Annotated in this window: 21 protein-coding genes; 7 read left to right on the top strand and 14 right to left on the bottom strand. The window is 70.5% G+C overall.

Features of this window, described 5'->3' with window-relative positions; translation table 11 throughout:
* Positions 1-6 precede the first annotated feature (6 nt).
* The 5 genes from ACLBWP_RS07545 to ACLBWP_RS07525 form a co-directional block, all read right to left on the bottom strand.
* Positions 7-924 carry a hypothetical protein gene (locus ACLBWP_RS07545; RefSeq protein ID WP_447654694.1) on the bottom strand — a complete coding sequence of 306 codons (918 nt, stop codon included), beginning with the start codon at positions 922-924 and terminating at the stop codon, positions 7-9.
* A 316-nt stretch (positions 925-1,240) separates the two neighbouring features.
* Positions 1,241-1,624, bottom strand: coding sequence for a 50S ribosomal protein L7/L12 (rplL, locus tag ACLBWP_RS07540; RefSeq protein WP_243561686.1), 384 nt, complete (start codon positions 1,622-1,624; stop codon positions 1,241-1,243).
* Positions 1,625-1,675: 51 nt separating this feature from the next.
* Positions 1,676-2,191, bottom strand: a complete 516-nt coding sequence (rplJ, locus tag ACLBWP_RS07535; RefSeq protein ID WP_123655473.1) for a 50S ribosomal protein L10 — start codon at positions 2,189-2,191, stop codon at positions 1,676-1,678.
* Between the two features lie 290 nt (positions 2,192-2,481).
* Positions 2,482-3,945: a sensor histidine kinase gene (locus ACLBWP_RS07530; protein ID WP_447654693.1), complete on the bottom strand. Its 1,464-nt coding sequence runs from the start codon at positions 3,943-3,945 to the stop codon at positions 2,482-2,484.
* Positions 3,946-3,952: 7 nt separating this feature from the next.
* Positions 3,953-4,693 carry a response regulator transcription factor gene (locus ACLBWP_RS07525; protein WP_308221875.1) on the bottom strand — a complete coding sequence of 247 codons (741 nt, stop codon included), beginning with the start codon at positions 4,691-4,693 and terminating at the stop codon, positions 3,953-3,955.
* A 107-nt stretch (positions 4,694-4,800) separates the two neighbouring features.
* Here ACLBWP_RS07525 and ACLBWP_RS07520 point away from each other — a divergent pair, with 107 nt between their 5' ends.
* The 5 genes from ACLBWP_RS07520 (at position 4,801) to ACLBWP_RS07500 (ending at position 10,427) form a co-directional block, all read left to right on the top strand.
* A complete protein-coding gene (locus ACLBWP_RS07520) occupies positions 4,801-5,844 on the top strand; it encodes an acyl-CoA dehydrogenase (RefSeq protein ID WP_447654692.1) in 1,044 nt (347 codons plus the stop codon).
* Positions 5,841-7,202 carry a PIG-L family deacetylase gene (locus ACLBWP_RS07515; protein WP_447654691.1) on the top strand — a complete coding sequence of 454 codons (1,362 nt, stop codon included), beginning with the start codon at positions 5,841-5,843 and terminating at the stop codon, positions 7,200-7,202. The genes ACLBWP_RS07520 and ACLBWP_RS07515 overlap by 4 nt, the downstream gene beginning before the upstream one ends.
* The gene (locus tag ACLBWP_RS07510; RefSeq protein ID WP_447654690.1) at positions 7,199-7,888 is read left to right on the top strand and encodes a glycosyltransferase; all 690 of its coding nucleotides are present in this window, start codon (positions 7,199-7,201) and stop codon (positions 7,886-7,888) included. The genes ACLBWP_RS07515 and ACLBWP_RS07510 overlap by 4 nt, the downstream gene beginning before the upstream one ends.
* Before the next feature lie 122 nt (positions 7,889-8,010).
* A complete protein-coding gene (locus ACLBWP_RS07505) occupies positions 8,011-9,552 on the top strand; it encodes an ABC transporter permease (RefSeq protein ID WP_447654689.1) in 1,542 nt (513 codons plus the stop codon).
* Positions 9,553-9,749: 197 nt separating this feature from the next.
* Positions 9,750-10,427, top strand: a complete 678-nt coding sequence (locus tag ACLBWP_RS07500) for an ABC transporter ATP-binding protein (RefSeq protein WP_447654850.1) — start codon at positions 9,750-9,752, stop codon at positions 10,425-10,427.
* Positions 10,428-10,613: 186 nt separating this feature from the next.
* Here ACLBWP_RS07500 and ACLBWP_RS07495 read toward each other — a convergent pair whose 3' ends face one another.
* The 6 genes from ACLBWP_RS07495 to ACLBWP_RS07470 all read right to left on the bottom strand — a co-directional run bounded on the left by ACLBWP_RS07495 (position 10,614) and on the right by ACLBWP_RS07470 (position 16,995).
* The gene (locus ACLBWP_RS07495; protein ID WP_447654688.1) at positions 10,614-11,549 is read right to left on the bottom strand and encodes a TolB family protein; all 936 of its coding nucleotides are present in this window, start codon (positions 11,547-11,549) and stop codon (positions 10,614-10,616) included.
* A gap of 164 nt (positions 11,550-11,713) precedes the next feature.
* A complete protein-coding gene (locus ACLBWP_RS07490) occupies positions 11,714-12,553 on the bottom strand; it encodes a carbohydrate ABC transporter permease (protein ID WP_447654687.1) in 840 nt (279 codons plus the stop codon).
* Complete coding sequence (locus ACLBWP_RS07485; RefSeq protein WP_243561694.1) at positions 12,546-13,541, bottom strand: carbohydrate ABC transporter permease; 996 nt, start codon at positions 13,539-13,541, stop codon at positions 12,546-12,548. Before ACLBWP_RS07485 ends, ACLBWP_RS07490 begins: the two co-directional genes overlap by 8 nt.
* 135 nt (positions 13,542-13,676) lie before the next feature.
* Complete coding sequence (locus tag ACLBWP_RS07480; protein WP_243561695.1) at positions 13,677-14,978, bottom strand: ABC transporter substrate-binding protein; 1,302 nt, start codon at positions 14,976-14,978, stop codon at positions 13,677-13,679.
* A 113-nt stretch (positions 14,979-15,091) separates the two neighbouring features.
* The gene (locus ACLBWP_RS07475) at positions 15,092-16,252 is read right to left on the bottom strand and encodes a Gfo/Idh/MocA family protein (protein WP_447654686.1); all 1,161 of its coding nucleotides are present in this window, start codon (positions 16,250-16,252) and stop codon (positions 15,092-15,094) included.
* Complete coding sequence (locus tag ACLBWP_RS07470; RefSeq protein ID WP_447654685.1) at positions 16,249-16,995, bottom strand: sugar phosphate isomerase/epimerase family protein; 747 nt, start codon at positions 16,993-16,995, stop codon at positions 16,249-16,251. Before ACLBWP_RS07470 ends, ACLBWP_RS07475 begins: the two co-directional genes overlap by 4 nt.
* A gap of 142 nt (positions 16,996-17,137) precedes the next feature.
* On the opposite strand from ACLBWP_RS07470, the gene ACLBWP_RS07465 reads away from it, so the two are divergent.
* Both ACLBWP_RS07465 and ACLBWP_RS07460 read left to right on the top strand, forming a co-directional pair.
* Positions 17,138-18,349 carry an ROK family protein gene (locus tag ACLBWP_RS07465; protein ID WP_447654684.1) on the top strand — a complete coding sequence of 404 codons (1,212 nt, stop codon included), beginning with the start codon at positions 17,138-17,140 and terminating at the stop codon, positions 18,347-18,349.
* A gap of 194 nt (positions 18,350-18,543) precedes the next feature.
* A complete protein-coding gene (locus ACLBWP_RS07460) occupies positions 18,544-19,119 on the top strand; it encodes a YqaJ viral recombinase family protein (protein WP_447654849.1) in 576 nt (191 codons plus the stop codon).
* Between the two features lie 37 nt (positions 19,120-19,156).
* On the opposite strand, the gene ACLBWP_RS07455 is transcribed toward ACLBWP_RS07460, so the two are convergent.
* From ACLBWP_RS07455 to ACLBWP_RS07445, 3 genes are read right to left on the bottom strand one after another with little or no spacing between them, the layout of a single operon-like run.
* Positions 19,157-19,516, bottom strand: a complete 360-nt coding sequence (locus tag ACLBWP_RS07455; RefSeq protein ID WP_447654683.1) for a GntR family transcriptional regulator — start codon at positions 19,514-19,516, stop codon at positions 19,157-19,159.
* The gene (locus ACLBWP_RS07450; protein ID WP_447654682.1) at positions 19,513-20,376 is read right to left on the bottom strand and encodes a hypothetical protein; all 864 of its coding nucleotides are present in this window, start codon (positions 20,374-20,376) and stop codon (positions 19,513-19,515) included. The genes ACLBWP_RS07455 and ACLBWP_RS07450 overlap by 4 nt, the downstream gene beginning before the upstream one ends.
* 59 nt (positions 20,377-20,435) lie before the next feature.
* A complete protein-coding gene (locus ACLBWP_RS07445; protein WP_447654681.1) occupies positions 20,436-21,044 on the bottom strand; it encodes a Pr6Pr family membrane protein in 609 nt (202 codons plus the stop codon).
* Between the last annotated feature and the right edge of the window lie 101 nt (positions 21,045-21,145).

Here is a 21,145-nt window from a genome sequence, read left to right as displayed (position 1 = left end):
CTGCGGTCAGTGACACGGCACACGGTGCTGACGGAGGTGTGCCCGGAGGAGTTCCGGGTCTGTCAGGTGGCGCCAGTGCACGCGGACGAACCCGTTCACCTCGTGCCGGGCACGGACGCGGTCTTCGCGCACCTTCTCCACCCACACTGCCTCGGCACCGCTGCGCCCGCCGAGCATCGCCGGGTCCTCGTACTTCTGCCGCCCGTCGAACTCGATGACGATGCCCTCGCGCGGCAGCCAGAAGTCCACCCGGTCGACGGTGCCGTCGGCGTAGCGGAACTCGTGCTGGGGCTCCATGTCCGGGCATCCGAGCTCGGCGGCGCGAGCGGCGAAGAAGGACTCTCCCACCGACTCGTGCCTGGGGTCGCAGACCACCAGCGCATGCTCGACACGGGTGCTCCCCCATGGTCCGGCCTCCAGCGCGAGCTGCGCGAGGTCGTCCAATGCGCCGCCGTGCCGGAGAGAGTGGTCGAGCACGACGACGGCCGTCGAGAACGATCCGCGTCGTGCGAGCTCGACGGTGGTCTGCGCGAGGTCCGTGTACTCGACGCCGTGGAACCGACCGCCAGACGGACGCGGTCGGCCAGCGTGCAGCGTCAGCCCGACGCGTTGGAGGTCGTGCGCAACGCTCGGATCCACGACGTGGACCCGATCAGGCCACTTTTCGAGCCGCGGGACGCCGAGGATCGCCGCCGCGGAGTCCAGAGCCCACACCGCGTCCGGCCGGAGCAACGGCAGCACCGCACGCATCCGGACGAGGTGACGGCCGCGGCCGTCAAGTGCCTCCCACGCAGTTCGCTCGACGTACACCCCGTGCCGCACCCGCACGAGCTCGCCGGAACGGCGACGGCGTTGCAGGTGCCGCGCCGCTGCGCGATCGATCGCGGTGGTCCGGAGCATGTCGATGGAGTTCGCTGGGTGCATGGCGGCACTCTGTCGCTGCGCGCTGCCGCGTGGACGGTCGTCAGCCGATCTGTGGAGAAGTGCCGAGCCTCCCGACAGCCCGTCGTGTGCGCAATCGCGACAGATCTCACCCCGCGCCATCCCTCACCCGCGCGAAAGCGACAGATCGCGCCCAACAGTTGCAACTGATCTGTCGCTTTCGCGAAAGCGACAGATCGAGACTCGGCACCGGCACGACCCGCACGCCGCACTCACGACCCGCACGCCGCACACCCCACCCCGCACACGACGACGGCCGCCGCCCCGAAGGGCGACGGCCGTCATGCTGTGGAACGAGTTACGCGACCTCGACCGTGGCGCCAGCAGCCTCGAGGGCAGCCTTCGCCTTGTCAGCGGCTTCCTTGTTCGCACCCTCGAGCACCTTGGCGTCGGGGGTCTCGACCAGGGCCTTGGCCTCGCCGAGGCCGAGCGACGTGAGGCCACGGACCTCCTTGATGACCTGGATCTTCTTGTCGCCAGCCGACTTGAGGATGACGTCGAACTCGGTCTTCTCCTCGACCTCTTCGGCCGGGGCAGCAGCACCGGGCGCCGCGGCAGCGGCGACGGGAGCGGCAGCGGTGACCTCGAAGACCTCTTCGAACTTCTTCACGAAGTCCGAGAGCTCGATGAGCGTGAGCTCCTTGAAGGCCTCGATGAGCTCGTCCTGCGAAAGCTTCGCCATGATTTTCTCCTACTACTCAGTACGTGATGTGGTTGTGGAACGCGTGCCTGGTCAGGCCGCGGACTCCTGCTTCTCGCGGAGGGCGTCCACCGTGCGGACGGCCTGCGAGAGGGGTGCGTTGAACAGGTACGCAGCACCGAACAGCGAAGCCTTGAAGGCGCCGGCGAGCTTGCCGAGCAGCACTTCACGGGATTCGAGGTCGGCGAGCTTGTCCACCTCGGTCGCGGTGAGCGGGTTACCGTCGAAGTAACCGCCCTTGACCACGAGCTCGGGGTTCGCCTTGGCGAATGCACGCAGCGACTTCGCGACGGCGACGGTGTCACCGTGGACGAAGGCGAGAGCGGACGGACCGGCGAGCTCGTCGTCGAACGACGAGATGCCGGCGTTGTTCGCCGCGATCTTGGTCAGCGTGTTCTTCACCACGGCGTACGTGGCGTGCTCACGGATCGAGTTGCGGAGCTCCTTGAGCTGCGCGACCGTGAGACCGCGGTACTCGGTGAGCAGAACGGCGTTCGAGCTACGGAAGGACTCCGTGAGCTCGGCGACCGCAGCTTCCTTGTTCGCCATGGTTCTCCTTGGGGGTCTTGCCGGCTAGCCCCAGGTCCCCGGTTGCGACGTACACAACCCACCACACGAAAAAAGCTCCGGCGCAGAGGCTCGGAGCTGCTCCCCCGCAAGCGGATGGAGTGGTTCGGAACACCTGCGCGGGCTGCCTCGTGAGAGAGGACCTTCGGTTGTCGCGCAAGCACGACAACGACCGGCGGTCTTTGGCTTCGAGAACTGTAGCAGACCGCGGTGGCCCGGACCAACCACCGGACGGGAGGCCCGGTGCCGGCCCGCACCGCGCCTCCTGTCCGTCAGTGGGTCGCGTCCGCGACCACCGGGGTCTCCGCCCAGGCATCCGCCTGCGGAGCAGCCGCGGGCAGGTGCACCGTGAACACCGTGTCCCCGGGTTCGCTGGTGACCTCGACCGAGCCGCCGTGGGCCTGCACGACCGCGTCGACGATCGCGAGCCCCAGGCCCGTCGAGCCCGCGCTGCGGGACCGGGAGCTGTCGGCACGCGCGAACCGCTCGAACAGCTTCGGCAGGAACCCCGGGTCGATGCCCTGCCCGGTGTCGCGCACGGTCAGGTCGACACCCGCGGCGGTCGGAGCGATCCCCACCGTGATGCGGGTGCCGTCGGGGGTGTGGGTGCGGGCGTTCGTGACCAGGTTCACGATGACCTGGTGCAGGCGGGCGGCATCACCGAGGACGACCACGGGCGCGTCGGGCACGTCGACCTCGATCGGGTGCTCGGGCGATGCGGCGTGCGCGTCGTTCACGGCGTCGAACACCAGCCCGGTCAGGTCCACGTCGTCGAACTGGATCTCGCGGCCCTCGTCGAGCCGGGCCAACAGCAGCAGGTCCTCGACCATGCTCGTCATGCGGAGCGACTCGCTCTCGATGCGGCTCATGGCGTAGACCACGTCCTTCGGCAGGTCCCCGCCCATGCGTCGCGTGAGCTCGGCGTACCCGCGGACCGACGCCAAGGGCGTGCGGAGCTCGTGCGAGGCGTCGGCGACGAACTGCCGGACCTTCTGTTCCGAGCGTTCACGGGCCTGCATGGCGCCGCCGATGTGCTCGAGCATCCGGTTGAACGCGGTGCCGACGCGGCCGACCTCGGTGCGGGGGTCGGTGTCGGGCACGCGGACGCCGTCCAGCGCGTCGCTGCGCTCCAGCGGCATCCGGGCGACGGTCGACGCGGTCTCGGCGACGCGTTCGAGTGGCCGCAGTGAGCGTCGGACCACGATCGCCGCTCCCAGCGAGGCCGCGAGCAGCGCGAGCGCGGTGACCACGAGGACCACCCCGAACAGCTTCCACACGCTCTGGTACACCGGCGCCATCGGCAGCCCGACCACCAGGACCGCGGGCCCGACCGTGGCGGCCGTGACGCGGTAGCGGCCGAGGTCGCCCCCGAGGTCGATCGTGTGCGGCTGCTTGTCGACGGTCACCGATCCGAGCGGTGCGACCACGGAACCGGACAGGCGCTCGATGTTGCCGTCGTTGTCGAGCACGCTGCCGACGACGGCGTCCCCGTTCAGGAAGTACACCGTCAGCGTGCCCGAGGCCTGCCCGGACGGCCGGCCGATGTCGAGCCCGGGGCCGTTGCCGCCCTGCTGTTCCACCGACCGCTGCGCACGGCTGGTGGCGTACCGGAGCTGCTCGTCGATCGCCGAGCGCTGGATCGAGAACAGCGCGATGATGCTGCCCGCGCCGATGACCGCACTGACGGCGACGACGAGGGCGACGATGCTCAGGACGAGCCGGCGACGCAGGGTCACGGGGCGCTCAGGAGATCGGCTTGATGACGTACCCGACGCCACGCACCGTGTGGATCATCGGCTGCTCGCCGGCGTCGATCTTCTTGCGCAGGTACGAGATGTAGATCTCGACGACGCTGGACTTGCCGCCGAAGTCGTACGACCACACGCGGTCCAGGATCTGCGCCTTGCTCAGCACGCGGCGGGGGTTGCGCATCAGGAAGCGCAACAGCTCGAACTCGGTGGCGGTCAGCTCGATGGGCCGGCCGGCACGGGAGACCTCGTAGGACTCCTCGTCGAGCACCAGGTCACCCACGACGATGCGCGAGTCACCCGCCTCGGACACGGAGATCTGCGAGCGACGGATCAGCCCACGCAGGCGTGCGACGACCTCTTCGAGCGAGAACGGCTTGGTGACGTAGTCGTCACCGCCGGCGGTCAGCCCCGTGACGCGGTCCTCGACCGAGTCCTTCGCGGTGAGGAACAGCACCGGGGTGTCGTCGTTGTTCTGGCGCAGCCGGTTCAGCACCTGCAGGCCGTCGAGGTCGGGCATCATGACGTCGAGCACCATGGCGTCCGGCTTGAACTCGCGGGCCTTGGCCAGGGCGTCCTGGCCGCCGTTCGCGCTCGTGACGTCCCAGCCCTCGTAGCGGAGCGCCATCGAGAGCAGGTCGGTGAGGCTGGCCTCGTCGTCGACGACGAGGATGCGCAACGGGGATCCGTCGGCACGTGTGAGGCGCGGGGCTGTCTGCGGCGGGGAGATGGTCACGTGTTCGAGTGTCGAAGGGATTCCTATGAGTGGTCTGTGGAGCACCCCTCCACGCTCTGTGGATGATCCGGCAGTGCGCGGAGGAGCGTCTCCGTAGCGTCGGCCGCATGATCCGTTCCGCAGCCTGGCCCGCCGGTGCCACCGCCGTCGACGTCGACGCGCTCACCGCAGCGGCCGGGAGGACCGGCTCGGCCCCGGCAGACCGGCTCGCCCTGGCGCGCGCGGTCGCGGCCACCACCCCACCACTGACCGCAGGCACGGCCGGCCGGGTGTTCGTCACGCTCGCCGCGGTCGCCGCGGTCGACGTCGCGCTGGCCCGCACCGTCGAACCGCACCTCGACGCGCTCGGGATCCTCGCGCAGGCCAGGGTCGCCGCGCCGGCCGGGTCGACCTGGGGCGTCTTCGCTGCCGAGGCGTCCGGCGTCCGGTTGACGGCGATGCCCACCGCCGACGGCTCCGTGCTGCTCGAGGGCACCAAGCCGTGGTGCTCGCTCGCGTCGTCGCTGTCGCACGCACTGGTGACCGCGCACGTCGGGGACGCTCGGCAGCTGTTCGCCGTCGACCTGCGCCAGGACGGTGTGACCCCGCACGACGAGGCCTGGGTCGCGCGCGGGATGCCCGACGTGCCGAGCGGCCCCGTCGACTTCGACGGGGTGTCGGCGAGCGCCGTCGGTGGACCCGGCTGGTACCTGACCCGTCCGGGCTTCGCGTGGGGCGGCATCGCGGTCGCGGCGTGCTGGTGGGGCGGTGCGGTGGGGCTCGCACGGGTCCTGCGTGCGTACGCAGGGGCCCGCCCGGACGCGGAGCTGCTGCACGTCGCGCTCGGTGGGGTGGTGGCGGACCTGGCCGATGCCGAGGACGCCCTCGCCGATGCCGCAGCCCGGATCGACGTCCGGCCGACGGACGCTCCAGCCGCCCCGGACGTGGACTGGGCGCTGCTCGCGCAGACCGTCCGCTCGCGGGTCCGCCGTGCCGTGGACGCCGTGCGCACCAGGACCGTCGGCGCCGTGGGCCCGGGTCCGCTGACGTCCGACCCCGCGATGGCGGCCCGGGTCGCCGACCTGGAGCTGTACGTCCTGCAGGACCACGGCGACCGGGACCTGGCGCGCATCGGCCGGATGGTCCTCGAGCGCGGCGGTGTCGCGTGGTGACGTTCGACCACCGCGAACCGGGTACGGCGCCCGAGGACTGGACGGCCTTCCTCGACACCCTCCACCCCGTGCTGGTCGACCTGACCGACATCGCCGCCGTGCTGGTCGTGGCGCCGCACCCGGACGACGAGACCCTCGGCGCCGGTGGACTCATCGCCGTGGCGGCCGACGCCGGGCTGCCCGTGCACGTCGTCCTCGCGACGCTCGGCGAGGGGTCGCACCCGGACTCGCCCACCACCACGCCGTCCGAGCTCGCCGCGACCCGGGCCGCCGAGTTCCGGGACGCCCTGGCGACGCTGCACCCGTCCGTCACGGCGGAGCCGCTCGGCATCCCCGACGTCGGGCTCCGTGAACGGCCGGACGTCCTGCGCGCGGCCCTGCTCGCCCGGCTCGACGCCACCGCCGGGCGCACGCTCCTCGTGGCGCCGTGGTCGGGCGACGGTCACCGCGACCACCGCGTCGCCGGCGAGGTCGCCACCGCGGTCGCCGCGGACCGCGACGACGTCGCGCTGCTGTCGTACCCGGTCTGGGCCTGGCACTGGGACGACGTCCGAGCGCCGGCCGCGCCGTGGCACACCGCCCGCGCGCTGCCGCTCACGGCGGCGATCCGTTCCCGCAAGCGCGCGGCCCTGGGGACCCATCGTTCCCAGGTCCTGCCGCTGTCTCCGGCGCCGGGTGACGAACCCGTCGTCGACGAGCGGCACGCTGCGCACCACCTGCGCGACTCCGAGTGGTACTTCGGTGCGATGGGCTCGGGGTCGGGCTCGCGGTCCCGTGCGTCGTTCGACGAGCACTACGCGCGGAAGCCCGAGGGGTGGGACTTCGACGGGTCCTGGTACGAGCGGCGGAAGCGTGCCCTCACCCTCGCCGCACTCCCCCGCGAGCGCTACCGGTCCGCAGTCGAGATCGGCTGCGCCACCGGCGTGCTGACGGCAGCGCTCACCGAGCGTGCGGACGCGGTGCTCGGCACGGACATCGCCGCCGCTCCCCTCGCCCGGGCTCGGATCCGGGCACCACGGGCACGGTTCGTGCAGGCGGCGCTGCCCGACGAGTGGCCCGCGGGACACTTCGACCTGGTCGTGCTGTCCGAGGTCGGCTACTACCTGTCGCCGGCGGACCTCGACGCCACGATCGACCACGTCCTGGCGTCCCTGGACGACGACGGCGTGCTCGTCGCCTGTCACTGGCGACACCCCGACGACCAGGCAGTGTCCGGTGGCGACGCCGTGGATGCCCGGCTCACCGCGCGTTGGCCCCGCGCAGCCCTGATCCGCCACGTCGAGGACGACTTCGTGCTGAGCGTCCTGCCCGGTCCCGCGGTGTCCTCGGTCGCGCGGGCCCAGGGACTCGTCCGGTGACGGCCCGCATCGACGTCGTCGTGCCGGCGCACGACGAGCAGGACCGGATCGGCGCGTGTCTGGCAGCGCTCGAGGTCGCCGTGGGGCGGCTGCACGGCGAGCGGCCCGGCGTCGAGGTCGGTGTCACCGTCGTCCTCGACGGCTGCTCGGACGACACCGCCGGCCTCGTTGCCCGGCACCGGGTGCAGGTCCTCGAAACGCCGCACGTGGGCGTCGGGCGAGCGCGGTCACTCGGCACGGCGCAGGCGCTGGCGTCCGCACCGGGTGGGCTGCATGCGGTCTGGCTCGCCCACACCGATGCCGACTCCCGCGTCGACCCGGGCTGGCTCGTGCAGCAGGCCGACGCCCTGTCCGACGGCCTGCACCTGCTGGTCGGTGCGGTGGTGCCGGACCCCGACGACCTGACGGCCGACGTCCTCGACCGGTGGCGACTCGCGCACCCACCGGGCGCCGCACTCGGACACGTGCACGGGGCGAACCTCGGCATCCGCGCGGACGCGTACGTGGCGGTCGGCGGCTTCGACCCGGTGCGCGAGCACGAGGACGTCCGGCTGGTCGAACGGGCCCGCGCGCTGGGTCTGCAGGTGCGGGCGACGACCGAGCTGCCCGTGGTGACGAGCGGCCGGTTCGACGGACGGACCCCGGGCGGCTACGCCGAGCACCTCCGGCGGACCTACGCCCCTTAGACGACTCATGGGAACGCCTTGGCCCGGTCATCGCCGGCGTCCCTAGCTTCTCCTCAGGTCGGCCCCGCCGCGCTCCCGATGCGCGACCGGTGACCAGCGAGCCGGCCCCACCGAGGAGAACCATGTTCCTGACCTACCTCCGGCGCGAACTCACGAACCGCCGGAAGCAGACCGTCATCATCGCGATCGGCATGGCACTCGCCATCGCGCTCGTGGTCATCGTCTCCTCGATCGCGGGCGGCGTGAAGGCAGCGCAGTCGAGCGTGCTGCAGTCCGTGTACGGCGTCGGCACCGACATCACCGTGTCGAAGACCGAGACCCCGTCGTCGACGAACGGTGGACGCCCGAGCTTCGACTTCGGCGACCAGGGTTCGACCTCCGGCGGCAGCACGGACCTGTCGCAGTCGCGGCTCGCCGTCTCGCGGGGTGCGAGCACACTGACGACCGCGAACGTGGCGACGGTCGCCGGCACCGACGGGGTCAAGGCCGCCACGGGTGTCCTGACGCTCGAGAACAGCACGTTCTCCGGGTCGGTCCAACAGGGCAGTGGCACGAACGGCAGCTCCGGCACCAGCGGGGGCACCAGCACCGGCACGCAGCCGGGACCGCCGAGCGGTGGCACGGGCGAGAGCGGCGGCGGCTTCGGCGGCGGGTCGTTCAGCGTCGACTCGTTCACCGTGACCGGCATCCCCGTCACGGGCGACGCCGTCGGTCCGCTGACCAGCACCGAGATCACGAAGGGCCGCACCTTCACCAAGGCCGACACCGGCAAGGACGTCGTCGTCCTCGACGCCGCGTACGCCAAGAGCGAGTCGAAGGCCGTGGGAGGCACGCTGTCGATCGGTGGCAAGGACTTCACCGTGATCGGCATCGTCGCCTCGACGGGGTCCGCCAGCACGACCGGGTCGAACACCTACATCCCGCTGGACACCGCGCAGACGCTCGCCGACCTGGACGGCAAGGTCACCTCGATCTCCGTCTCCGCCGACTCGTCGTCCGACGTCCAGGCGATCAAGACCGCACTGCAGGCGAAGCTGACCAGCGCGACCGTGTCCACCGAGTCCGACCTGGCCTCGAGCGTCTCCGGTTCGCTGTCGACCGCGTCGACCCTGGTCTCGAACCTCGGGACCTGGCTGTCGATCGTCGTCCTGGCCGCCGCGTTCCTCATCGCGATCCTGTTCACGATCTCGGGCGTCACCCGTCGCACCCGCGAGTTCGGCACCCTCAAGGCGATCGGCTGGTCGAACGGCCGGATCACCCGCCAGGTCGCCGGCGAGTCCCTCGTCCAGGGCCTGATCGGTGGGGTCATCGGCGCCGCGGCAGGCTTGCTCGGCATCCTGGTCGTCAACGTCATCGCACCGACGATCTCGGCGAGCGCCTCGACCTCGACCGATGCCCGCCCGGGTGTCGGCGGCGGGGTGCCCGGCAGCGCGGCCACCGGGGCGGCGGGCAGCGGTGCCGCGGGCGGTGCACCCGCCGGTGGCTTCGGGGGTGGGGGCACCAGCGCGTCGACGACGGACGTGGTCCTGCACGCCCCGGTCACGGTCGAGGTGATCCTGCTCGCCATCGGACTCGCCGTCCTCGGTGGGCTCATCGCGGGAGCGCTCGGCGGATGGCGAGCCTCACGCCTGCGTCCTGCCGAGGCCCTGCGGAGCGTTGCCTGATGCCCGGCCCCACCACCGGGACGAACCCGACCGCACCGCACCCCACCACCGGGACGAACCCGACCGCACCGCGCCCGACAACCACTGACCGGACCGATCCGGCCACACCCGAGAAGAACCGACCGACCGGAGGACCCACCGTGACCAGCACCGAGACCGCACCGTCCGCGGCGGACGCCAGCCGGGCCTCCCGGCCGATGTACCACCTGACCAACGTGAGCAAGACCTACCAGCAGAAGAACCGGACGGTCACTGCGCTGACGAACGTCGACCTGACGATCCCGCAGGGGCAGATGGTCGCGGTGCAGGGTCCGACGGGTGGGGGCAAGTCGACGCTCCTGCAGATGCTCGGTGCGCTGGACCGGCCGACTGCCGGATCCGTCGCGCTCGGCGACCGCGACGTGGCGAAGCTCGGCGACCGCGCCCTGACCGACCTGCGCGCGACCGAGATCGGCTTCGTGTTCCAGAGCTTCAACCTCATCCCGACGCTCACCGCGCTGGAGAACGTCGAGACCGCGTTCGCCGGGTCGCTGGCGAACCGCAGCCGCGCCGAGATCCGGAAGCGGGCGACCGATGCACTGCAGGAGGTCGGCCTCGGCGAGCGCCTCGACCACCTGCCGGCCGAGCTGTCGGGCGGGCAGCAGCAGCGCGTCGCGATCGCCCGCGCGCTGGTGAAGAACCCGAGCGTGCTGCTGGCCGACGAGCCGACGGGCGCCCTCGACGAGGGCACGCGCGACGAGATCATGGGGCTCATCGAGCGGCAGTGGAAGGACCGTGGGCTGACCGTCGTCATCGTCACGCACGACTCGTGGGTGGCGCGCCGCGCCGAGCGGCGGCTGCACATCAAGCAGGGGCAGGTGCGCGAGGTGCAGTAGCGTCAGCAGACCCGCGCGGGCCTGGAGGCTCGGTGCGCGCCCGCCGCGCACGTCGCGTCCGCCGGACCGCCCCCCTTGGCCATCGCGTGCCCCGCCCACGGACCGCGCCCCCGCACCGACATCGCGCCCCGCTCCAACGGGGTGCGATGTCGTTGCCGGGGTGCGGTGTGCCGGACTCCCGGAGTGTCAGCGGGTCGTCGGGTAGTCGCAGTACGCGAACCAGGTCGAGTCGGGGGCCCACGGCGGGACGTTGACGGTGCCCTGCCCGCCCTCGAGCGACACGAGGGTCTCGGGCACGACCGCCATCCGCGCGCCGCGCACCAGCACTCCGGGCAGCAGCCGGAGCTCCACGCGGTGGTCGGCCGGGTGCCCCTGCACGCCGGGCTCGTACGACAGGTACAGCAGGTGGGCGCCGTCCGGTGACACGTGCGGGAACCAGTTCACCCGGTCGTCCGCCGTGATCCGCACGGGGTCGGTCGCACCGGGCGCGAGGGCGACGAGCTGCGCCGTGCCGGGGGTGAACACCTCGGCGTTGAACACGAGCGTGTCGCCCGCGAACGAGCAGCCGTCGGCCGGGAACGCGTCGCGGGTGACGAACGTCGGTGCTCCCGTGGTGGGGTCGACGAGCGCGACGTCGGTCGTCCAGACACCGTCCTCGGACAGCTCCCCCACGATCGCCGCCAGCGAGGACCCGTCGGGCGCGATGCCGTGCAGGTAGAACTTGCGCTTGACGGGCAACTCGGCGGCGGCATCGGTGAGCTGCTCGGTCGCGCCGCCCTCGGGCAGCGGCACGCGGTACAGCTCGCCGTTGCGGGCACTCACCACGACGGCGTCCCCGGACGGCTCGAGCACGTGGTCGTTGTTGATCTCGTCGACGCCGTCCATCGGGACCGGCACCAGGGCGGTCTCGTCGAGCACGGTGCCGGGCTCGGGCAGGTGCAGCAGCCACAGGTCGCCGTTGCCGTTGAGCACGAGCGTGTCGGCGTCGAGCACGTTCGGCGCCTCGACCAGCACGGTGTCCGACGCGAACACGAGCCGACTGGTCCGTGCGGCGACGTCGTACACGTGCACGCGGCTGGTCTGACCGGGCAGCAGCTGCCGGCCGCGGGGAGTGTCGGTCATGGTCCCATCCTGTCGTGTGCGTGGTGCCGTGGCTGGCGTGGGCAGGCTCCCGACGCAGACGAGTCTCGGCCCGGCGGACATCCTGCGGCGTCTGGGAGCCACATTCTGTCCGCCGAGCCGAGACTCGGCGAAGGGGTTGGTGGTGGTGCGTTGTGCGGGTGCGGCTACTTCACGGCACCGGCGGTCAGGCCGGCGACGAACTGGCGCTGCACGATCAGGAACGCGATGACGACCGGGATCGACACGACCAACGACGCCGCCATGATCTGGTTCCAGTACACGTTCGTCTGCGTCGAGTACTGCTGCAGGCCGACCGCCAGGGTCTGCCCGTTGCCGTTCGTCATGACCGAGGCGAACAGGACCTCACCCCAGGCGGTCATGAACGAGTAGATCCCGACGGCCACCAGACCCGGGCGGGCCGACGGCAGGATGATCCGGAACAGTGCACCCATCGGGCCCGAGCCGTCGACCATCGCGGCCTCGTCGAGCTCGCGCGGGATCGTCTCGAAGTACCCCGCCAGCATCCAGATCGAGAACGGCAGCGTGAAGGTCAGGTACGTGATGATCAGGCCGGTCCAGCTGCCGACGAGCTGGATGCCGAGCGAGTTGCCGAGGTTCGTGAAGATCAGGAACAGCGGCAGCAGGAACAGCACGCCGGGGAACATCTGCGTCGACAGCACCGTGGTCGTGAAGGCGCTCTTGCCCTTGAACTCCCACCGCGACACCGCGTAGGCGGCGAACGTGGCGATGATGAGCGAGAACACCGTCGCGACCGTGCAGACCACGAGCGAGTTGATGAAGTACTGCCCGAGCGGCACCGTCGACCACATGTCGATGAACGGCTGGAACGTGATGTTGGTCGGGATCCACGTGAAGTCGTTCTGCACGTCACCGAGCGGCTTGATGGCCGTGGTGATCATCACGTAGAGGGGCACGACCGTGAACACGGTCAGCAGTGCCAGGACGATGATCTTGAAGGACTTGGCGCCCACTGTTTCACGCACGGACGGACCTCCGGTTGGTCACGGCGAGGTAGATGCCGGTGACGACGAGCAGGAAGAGCAGGAGCAGCACGCTCATCGCGGCGCCGGAGCCGAAGTTCCAGGTGATGAACGACGCGTTGTAGATGTGGAAGCTGAGCAGGTCGGCCGCCGGGGGCTGCGCCGTCGAGCCGAACAGCACGTAGGGCGTGTTGAAGTCGTTGAAGGTCCAGAGGAACATCACGAGCACGAGCGTCACGTTGACCGGGCGCACCATCGGCAGGGTGATCGAGCGCCACTGCCGGAACGGCTTCGCACCGTCGACCGAGGCGGCCTCGTACACGTCGGCCGGCACGGACTGCAGGCCCGCCATGAGCATGAGGAACGCGAACGGCCAGGTCTTCCAGATCGCCACGACGACGACGGCCACGAAGGCGTTGTTGCCGATCAGCCAGAAGGGACCGCTACCGCTGAACAGGTGCAGCTGGTCGACCAGGATGTGGTTGATCGCACCGGAGTCACGCTGGAACATGAACTTCCACGTGATGACACCGGCGTACATCGGCAGCGCGTAGGGCACCAGGAACAGCGTGCGAAACAGGCCGCGACCCTTGAAGGGCTTCTGCAGCGCGACCGCGGCCATCATGCCGAAGCCCCACGACAGGCCGACCACCAGCACGGTGAACGCGCAGGTGATCAGGAACGAGTTGAGCAGGCCCTTGCCGATGGCCTGGTTGAAGTCCACGGCCACGGAGTAGTTGTGCAGCCCGGCGAACGGCGCAGCGCCCCAGTTCGCGATGAAGTACTTGGTGAGCTGGATGAAGCTGATCCAGATGCCGGTGAGCATCGGGACGATGTGGATCAGGAGCTCGAAGAGGATGGCGGGACCGACGAGGGCGTACGGCAGCCACGTGATGCGGCGCTTCCCCTTGGGCGGAGGCCCCGACAGTGTCGGTGCCTTCGTGTGCAGCAGGTCGGGCGCCTCGGATTCCGGCAGGACCGTCGTGGACATGGGCAGGGCCTTTCGGCGTCAGGGGTGTTCGTGTTCGGGTGCTCCGCCGACCGTGGCAGCGGTCGTGGCGGTGGGGGGAGGAGACCCGGGGCGTTCCCTGCGGACGCGCCCCGGGCCTCCTGGCTGAGTGCTGGATCAGCCGTTCGCCTGGGACACCTGGTCCTGGGCCGTCTGGAGCGCCGACTTGATGTCGCTGTCCGAGACCGTGCCACCCGTGGCGATCTTGGCGAACATGTCGTTCATCGCCTTGCCCACCGTGGACTCGAACTGGTCCTCGGCCGGCACGAGCGGGAGCGGCTTCGCCTTGTTGTTGTAGATGTCGAGGAACGTCTTCGTCTGCTCGTCGGTGACCGAGTCAGCAGCGGAGGCGAGCACCGGCAGTGCCGAGTACGGCTTGTCGAGCGTCGACTGCGTGTCCGCGCTCGTCATGTACTTGACGAACTTCAGCGCGCCGTCCTTGTTCTTCGTGTTCTTGAAGATCGACAGGTTGATGCCGGCCGGGAACGAGGCGATGTCCTTGCCGCCCTTGGGAGCCGGGAAGGGGACCACGCCGAACTCGTCCGCGGACATGCCGTTCGACGTGATCGTCGCGTTCGCGTTGTTCTGCGTCAGCATCATCGCGGCCTTCTTGTTCGCGAAGTCCGAGACCGCCTGCGTGCCGTTGTCGTACTGGGCGTTCGAGGTGTTGACGACCTTGTCGCTCTGCATCAGGTCGATGTAGCGCTTGATGCCGTCGACGTTCGCGGACGAGGTGAAGGTCGGCTTGCCGCTCTTGTCGAACCACTCGCCGCCGTTCTGCGCCGAGTTGATGAACGCGAAGTGCGCGTTCTCGGTGTACGAACCACCCGCGATGGTGAAGCCGTACTTGCCGCCCGTGGTGAGCTTCTTGGCGTCGGCGGTCAGGTCCTCCCACGTGGTGGGGGCTTCGATGCCGGCGTCCTTGAACATCTGCTTGTTGTAGTACAGGCCGTACGCCAGGCCGTAGAGCGGGACGCTCGTGACGGTCTTGCCGGGCGCACCGCCGGTGGACAGCGCGACCTTGCCGAACTTGTCGGCGCCGCCGATGGCCTTCATCTCGGAGCTGCCGAACTCCTGGAAGGCGTTCGTCGCCTGGAGCGAGGTGGCCCAGGTGTTGCCGATGTTGACCACGTCCGGACCCTGGCCCGAGGTGACGGCGGTCTGGATCTTGGTCTGCAGGTCGTTCCAGCCGATGACCTGGAGGTTGACCTTGATCCCGGTCTCCTTGGTGAACTTCTTGAGCTCGGGGGTCAGGACCTCTTTGTCGTTCTGCAGGGAGGTGCCCTGGTTGGACGCCCAGTAGGTGAGCGTCTTGGAGTCGCCGGACGAGCCGGATCCTCCGGCTGAGCAGGCTGCGAGGCCGGTCACGGTGAGTGCCGCGGCCGCGGTGATGGCCAGTGCGCGGATGGCAGTGCGCATGACTCTCTACTTTCTCGTCGTTGAGATGGTGCAGGGATGGTGCAGGGTGCGTTCGGGTGCTGCTGTGTGGTGCTGTGCTGCGGGCCGGACCGGGGTCCGACCCACGTCGCGGGTCAGACCAGGGTCTGTTCCGCGGGGTCCCAGCCCTCGGTGAGGGTCTGGGAGGGCGACACGGTGCTCGTCACGAGCACCGCATCGCCACGTTCGGCTGCCTCGGCGATGGAGACCATCACGTCGAGGACGTGGAAGGCGAGCGCACCGGGGACCCGGTTCGTCTCGCCCGCGCGCAGGGAGCGGGCCAGGTCGACCACGCCGGTGCCACGCGAGTAGGTGGACCCGACGGCAGGGATCGTCTCGGGCTCATCGGCGCCGTGCGCGTAGAGCTCGGTGTCGCCGTCGAAGTTGTTCGGGTCGGGGAACACCACGGTGCCCGTCTCGCCGGCGATCTCGACGAAGCCGGTGCGTCCGCGGTCGGACTCGAACGAGAACACGCTCTGCGCGCTCCCGCCGTTCTCGAACTCGATCAAGGCGGAGTGGTTCGTGGGGACCTCGACCGGGAACTCGGTGCCCGCCTTCGGGCCGGAGCCGATCGTCCGCGTGGCACGGGACTTCGACGCCGTCGCGGTGACCTTCGACACGGGGCCGAAGGCCTGCACGAGCGTGGTGATGTAGTACGGGCCGATGTCGAACAGCGGACCGGCACCGACTGCGAACAGGAACTCGGGGCTCGGGTGCCACGATTCCGGCCCGGGGCTCTGGAACAGCGTGAGCCCGTTCAGCGGCGTGCCGATCCGGCCGTCGCGGATGGTGCGCAGGGCGGTCTGCAGTCCGGCGCCCAGGAAGGTGTCCGGAGCGACGGAGACGGTGACGCCGGCGGCAGCAGCGGCGTCACGCAGCTGCGTGGCGCTCGCACGGTCCAGCGCGTACGGCTTCTCGCCCCACACGTGCTTGCCGGCGGCGACCGCCTGCAGTGCGACCTCGACGTGCGCGGCGGGGATCGTCAGGTTGACGACGATCTCGATGTCGTCGTCGGCCAGCAGCTGCTCGACCGAACCCGAGGCGGGTACGCCCCACTTGGCGGCCTGGGCGGCGGCGCGGGGCTCGTCGATGTCGGCGATGAAGCGGACCTGCACGTCGGGGAAGACGGTGAGGTTGCCGAGGTACTGGTCCGAGATGACGCCGGCACCGATGACCCCGACGCCGACGGGGCCCGTGCGGCGGGTCGTGGCGGCAGCGGTCGTGTCGGCCGGAGCGGTCGTGGTGGTGTCGGTCATGCGCGGACCCCCTGCAGGAACGAGTACGAGTCGGTGACGGCCTGGAACACGTCGCCGTCGTGGTCGTCGAGTTCGACCACGTGCTGCGCGTCGGGCGCAGCGGCGAGGATCTCGCGGATCGGCATGATGCCGTTGCCCACGGCGACCTGCTGCTTGTCGTCGTGCGAGCCGTCACCGTCCTTGACGTGCAGGAACCGGACCTTGTCGCCGTACTTGCCGATGATCGCCACCGGGTCGTCACCGCCGACCTTGACCCAGTAGGTGTCGAGTTCGAGCACGACGTCGTCGGACAGCGCGTCGGCGAAGACCTCGTAGGCGCTGACGCCGTCGATGCGGTTCGAGAACTCGAACGCGTGGTTGTGGTACCCGAGCGTCAGGCCGTGGTCGGCTGCGCGGGGTGCGAGGGCACTGAGTTCGCGGGCGATGGCCTCGACGTCCTCGCGGGTGGTCCAGCGGGCCTCGTCGATGTGCGGGTCGATGAGCGTTCCGGTGCCGACCGTCGCGGTGGCGTGGAAGATGCGCTCGAGGCCCTGCTCGCCGGCGTCCAGCAGACGGGCGTGGCCACTCGGTGCGACCAGCCCGGCGTCCTTGAGGGCCGTCGCGTACTCGTCGGCGCGGTCCACGTAGCCGAAGAGCTCGACGTCCGTGAAGCCGATGCCGGCGATGCGCTGCAGGGTGCCGGGCAGATCGGCACTGAGCGCGTCGCGGACCGTGTAGAGCTGGACCGAAAGCGGTTGGGTCACCAGTGTTCTCCTCATCGAGTGGTGCGGTCGTCTCTGACCGATCGTCACACTACGAGCACTTCTGTCGGCGGTCAAGCAGAAGTCCGCAATACTTCGACGCACTTCATTGCGTGGCTCGTTCGATGTGTGTTTCACTCCCTCCATGGTCGACTTGACTCGGACGGCAGCGTCGCCGCCGGTCGGGGCGAGCGAGTTGTTCCAGATCCTGCGCGACGGTGTCCCGCGGACCCGGGCCGAGCTCGCCGCGCTGACGGGTGCCGCACGCTCCACCATCGGCGTGCGCCTGGACGCCCTGCTCGACGTCGGGCTCGTCGGTGCCGTCGAGACCGCCGCGTCGACCGGTGGTCGCCCTCCGGCACAGGTCGCTCTCGTCCCCACCGCCCGCCTGGTCATCGCCGCCGACCTCGGCGCCTCGCACGGTCGGGTCGCGGTCACCGACCTGGTCGCCGCCCCGCTCGCCACGCGCGAGGCGCAGATCGACATCGCCGCCGGCCCCGTCCCCACGCTGACGTGGCTGGTACAGGCGATCGACGAGCTGCTCGACGAGGTCGGCCGCACCCGCGACGACGTCATCGCGATCGGCATCGGCGTCCCCGGCCCGGTCGAGTTCTCGACCGGGCGCCCCGCGAACCCCCCGATCATGCCCGGCTGGGACGGCTTCGACGTGCCGTCGTGGCTCCGACAGCACATCCAGGCGCACGTCCTGCTCGACAACGACGTCAACATCGCCGCCCTCGGGGAACGCGAACACGGCTGGCCCGACGTCGACCACCTGCTGTTCGTCAAGGTCGCGACCGGCATCGGCTCGGGCATCGTGTCCGAGGGCCGGCTGCAGCGCGGCGCGCAGGGCACCGCGGGCGACATCGGGCACGTGCGGGTGTCGCGCGCGGGCGACGTCCCGTGCCGCTGCGGCAACACCGGGTGTCTCGAGGCCGTCGCCTCCGGGCCCGCCATCGCCCGCGCGCTCCGGGCGAAGGGCCACGACGCCCACACCAGCGCCGACGTCATCGCGATGGTCAACCGCTCCGACCTCGACGCCATCTACGCGGTCCGTCAGGCCGGCCGCGACATCGGCGAGGTCCTGGCGACGTGCATCTCGCTCATCAACCCCTCGGTCATCGTCCTCGGCGGTTCCGTCACCCAGGCCGGCGAGCACCTGCTCGCCGGTGTCCGTGAGGTCGTCTACGCGCGCTCCATGCCGCTCGCGACCGAGCACCTGGTCATCGCGCCGTCGCGTGCCGGGGGTGTGGCGGCCCTCCAGGGCGCAGCGTCACTGGCCATCGGGTACGCGCTCTCCCCCGCCGGGGTCGACGAGCTCGTCGCGTTCGCCGAGGGCCGCCAGCTCGTGTCCTGACCGTCGTCCCGGTCCGGTGCGCCGGACGCAGTGCGCAGTCCGCCCGGCCCGGTCGGTGCGCCGGTTCGGTGATCGACGGTGGTCGGGGGGAGAATCGTCCGGTGACGATCGTGCAGCCCACCCTGTGGGACGACCTGGAGGCCCCACCCGGGTCCGCCACGTCGGCGCGCGCCACCCACGATGCGTTCACCGCCCTGCGGGGGCACACCGAACGGATCGTCGCGCACTCGTCCGACCGCGTCGCGTGGCTCCGCGCACGCGCCGCCGGCATCACGGCGACCGATGTCGCCCGGCTGGCCTCGCTGCGCGCGGTCGACGCCGTCGTGCTGGACAAGCGGTACGGGTCCCGGTTCTCCGGCAACGTCTACACCGAGCACGGCAAGGACCGCGAACCCGTCCTGGCCGCCTGGGTCGCCGCCACACACGGCATCCAGCCCTCGGCGCACCTGTTCCACGCCGCCGCCAACCGTGCACACCTCGCCACACCCGACGGTGTCGGGCAGGACCGCGACGGGCGCCTGCTGCTCGCCGAGATCAAGACGACGTCCCACGGGTGGAAGCGTGTCCCGCGGCACTACCTGCGGCAGGTCTGGTGGCAGCAGTACGTGCTCGGCGCCGACCGCACACTGTTCGTGTGGGAGAAGCACGACGACTTCGTGCCGATCGCCGACGAACCCGAGTGCACGTGGATCGACCGCGACGACGACCAGATCCGCGGGCTCGTCACCCTGGCCGACACGGTGCTCGACCGTCTCCGCTCCGCCCGCTGACGCTCTGGAGCGCTTGCGCATCCCGAGATCAGCGCCGTCAGCGCTGCTCGCGCAGCGCCGTCTGCGCCAAGGTCACGGCACGCTCCGAGGGCACCCCGAGACGGCGCATGTCGTCGGCGAACCGCCGCGCGGCCGCCTCGGCCTGGTTGCGGACCTCGTCGAGCGAGGGCGCGACCACGGTGCCGGCACGACCGCGCGAACGGACCAGACCGTCAGACTCCAGTTCGCGGTAGGCACGAGCGACCGTGTTCACCGCCAGGCCGAGGTCGGCCGCGAGCCGACGGACCGTCGGCAGGCGCGTCCCCACCAGGAGCGACCCCCCGGTGATCATCGTCCGGTACTGCTGGCGGATCTGCTCGTAGGGTGGAACGCCGGACCCGACGTCGACCTGGATCACTGCGGTGCGCTCCGGACCGCTCGGGCGCGCTGAGCGTGCGGTGTCCGCGGGAGTGCCACGACGCCGAGCATGATGGCCGCCAACACCGTCACCGTCCAGGTCACGGCGGCGAATACACCGGGTCCGATGAACGGCACGTCGAGCGCACTGATCAGCTCGGGGACCGTGAGCAAGGCCGCTGCGACACTCGTCGCGGCGGCAGCCGCCGTGGCATCCCGCGCGACGAGTCGACGCACCAGGTCCCTGGTCTGCAACTCGGCCGCGTCAGCAGCGCCCTGCGAGGTCCGTGCGACCACCCGGGCAGTCACGAGGGACGACAAGAACACCAGGACGGCCACCATCGTCAACAGCTGCGCGGGTGACGGCACCGGCTGCGGTCCCGTGAACCGCGGCGACGTCACCATCGCGAGCATCGTCCACGCCGACAACCCCACCGCCAGGAGCACCGCGACCAGCGCCGTGTGCTGCATCCACCGCGGGGTGAGGTCCCGCGCAGGCCGAGCAACCGACGCGGCGACACGATGGTCACCCACCTGATTGGACCGGAGACCGAGTCCAGCCAGCGCAGCCGCACCCGCCGCACCGACCACCGCGCCGACGAGCAGCAGATCCGGGACCGCGCGACCGCGATCGGCGCCTGTCCCCCAGACGTAGACGACCGCGACGCCGGTGCCGACGGTGATGCCGACCGCGAGTGCGACGAGACGCCGCCGGTACCAGGCGCGGAGCACCCGACGAGCCGGATCCACCGACCGGCTCGAGCGGGCCCCCACCACCGCGAGCACGACGAGCAGCAGTGCGACGGTGGTCGCTCCGGCAGCGAGCCAGGCGGTCGAGGCGGCGACGAAGGGTGACGGCATGATGCCGAGTGTATTGCTACAGAGATTGCGACACAATGCCGCGTCTGCGGGTCCGCCCGCTAGAGCTTCACGAGCCGCAGCCGGCTCATGCCGACCACCAGGATGCCCATCAGCGCGATGAACACGGCGACTCCCAGGCAGTAGAGCGCGACGACGCCGTAGCCCAGCGCGGGGTCCAGGAACGGGTACGGCACCCAGCCGTCCGTGGCGCCGCGGATCAGGATGACGATCAGCCACACCGCGGGGTAGATGAGGAACCACCACACGTGCCGCAGCAGCAACCGGGCCCGGTCGGAGAACAGCAGCCAGTCGAGCACCGCGTACACGGGCAGCACCCTGTGCAGGACGTCGTTCGACCACGGCACCGACGCGGACACGTCGGCGTTGACGAGCAGCGTGTTGTAGACGATCCCCGTCGTGGCGATGTAGACGGTCGCTGCGCCGCGGAACACGCTCAGACCCGTCGAGCCGCGCTTGCGCCGCGCCGCGCCGATCAGCGTCAGAGCGAACGCGACGGCGATGAACACGTTCGACTGGATGGTGAAGTACCCGAAGAAGTTCCAGAACAGGTACGACTCGAGTTTCGAGCTGACGAGCCACTGGGCGACGATCGCGGCGACGACAGCGATGACGGCGATCAGTCGCAGGGCGTTGACGAGGGTGCGCACACCGCAAACCTATCCGGCCCGATCCCGGACGGGCATGCCGTCGTCGGCACAGACGCAGAACGGCCCCGCATCTGATGCGATGCGGGGCCGTTCGTGGTGTC

It is taken from the genome of Microbacterium sp. M1A1_1b (assembly GCF_053345565.1).
This window is presented reverse-complemented; position numbering and strand designations above follow the sequence as displayed.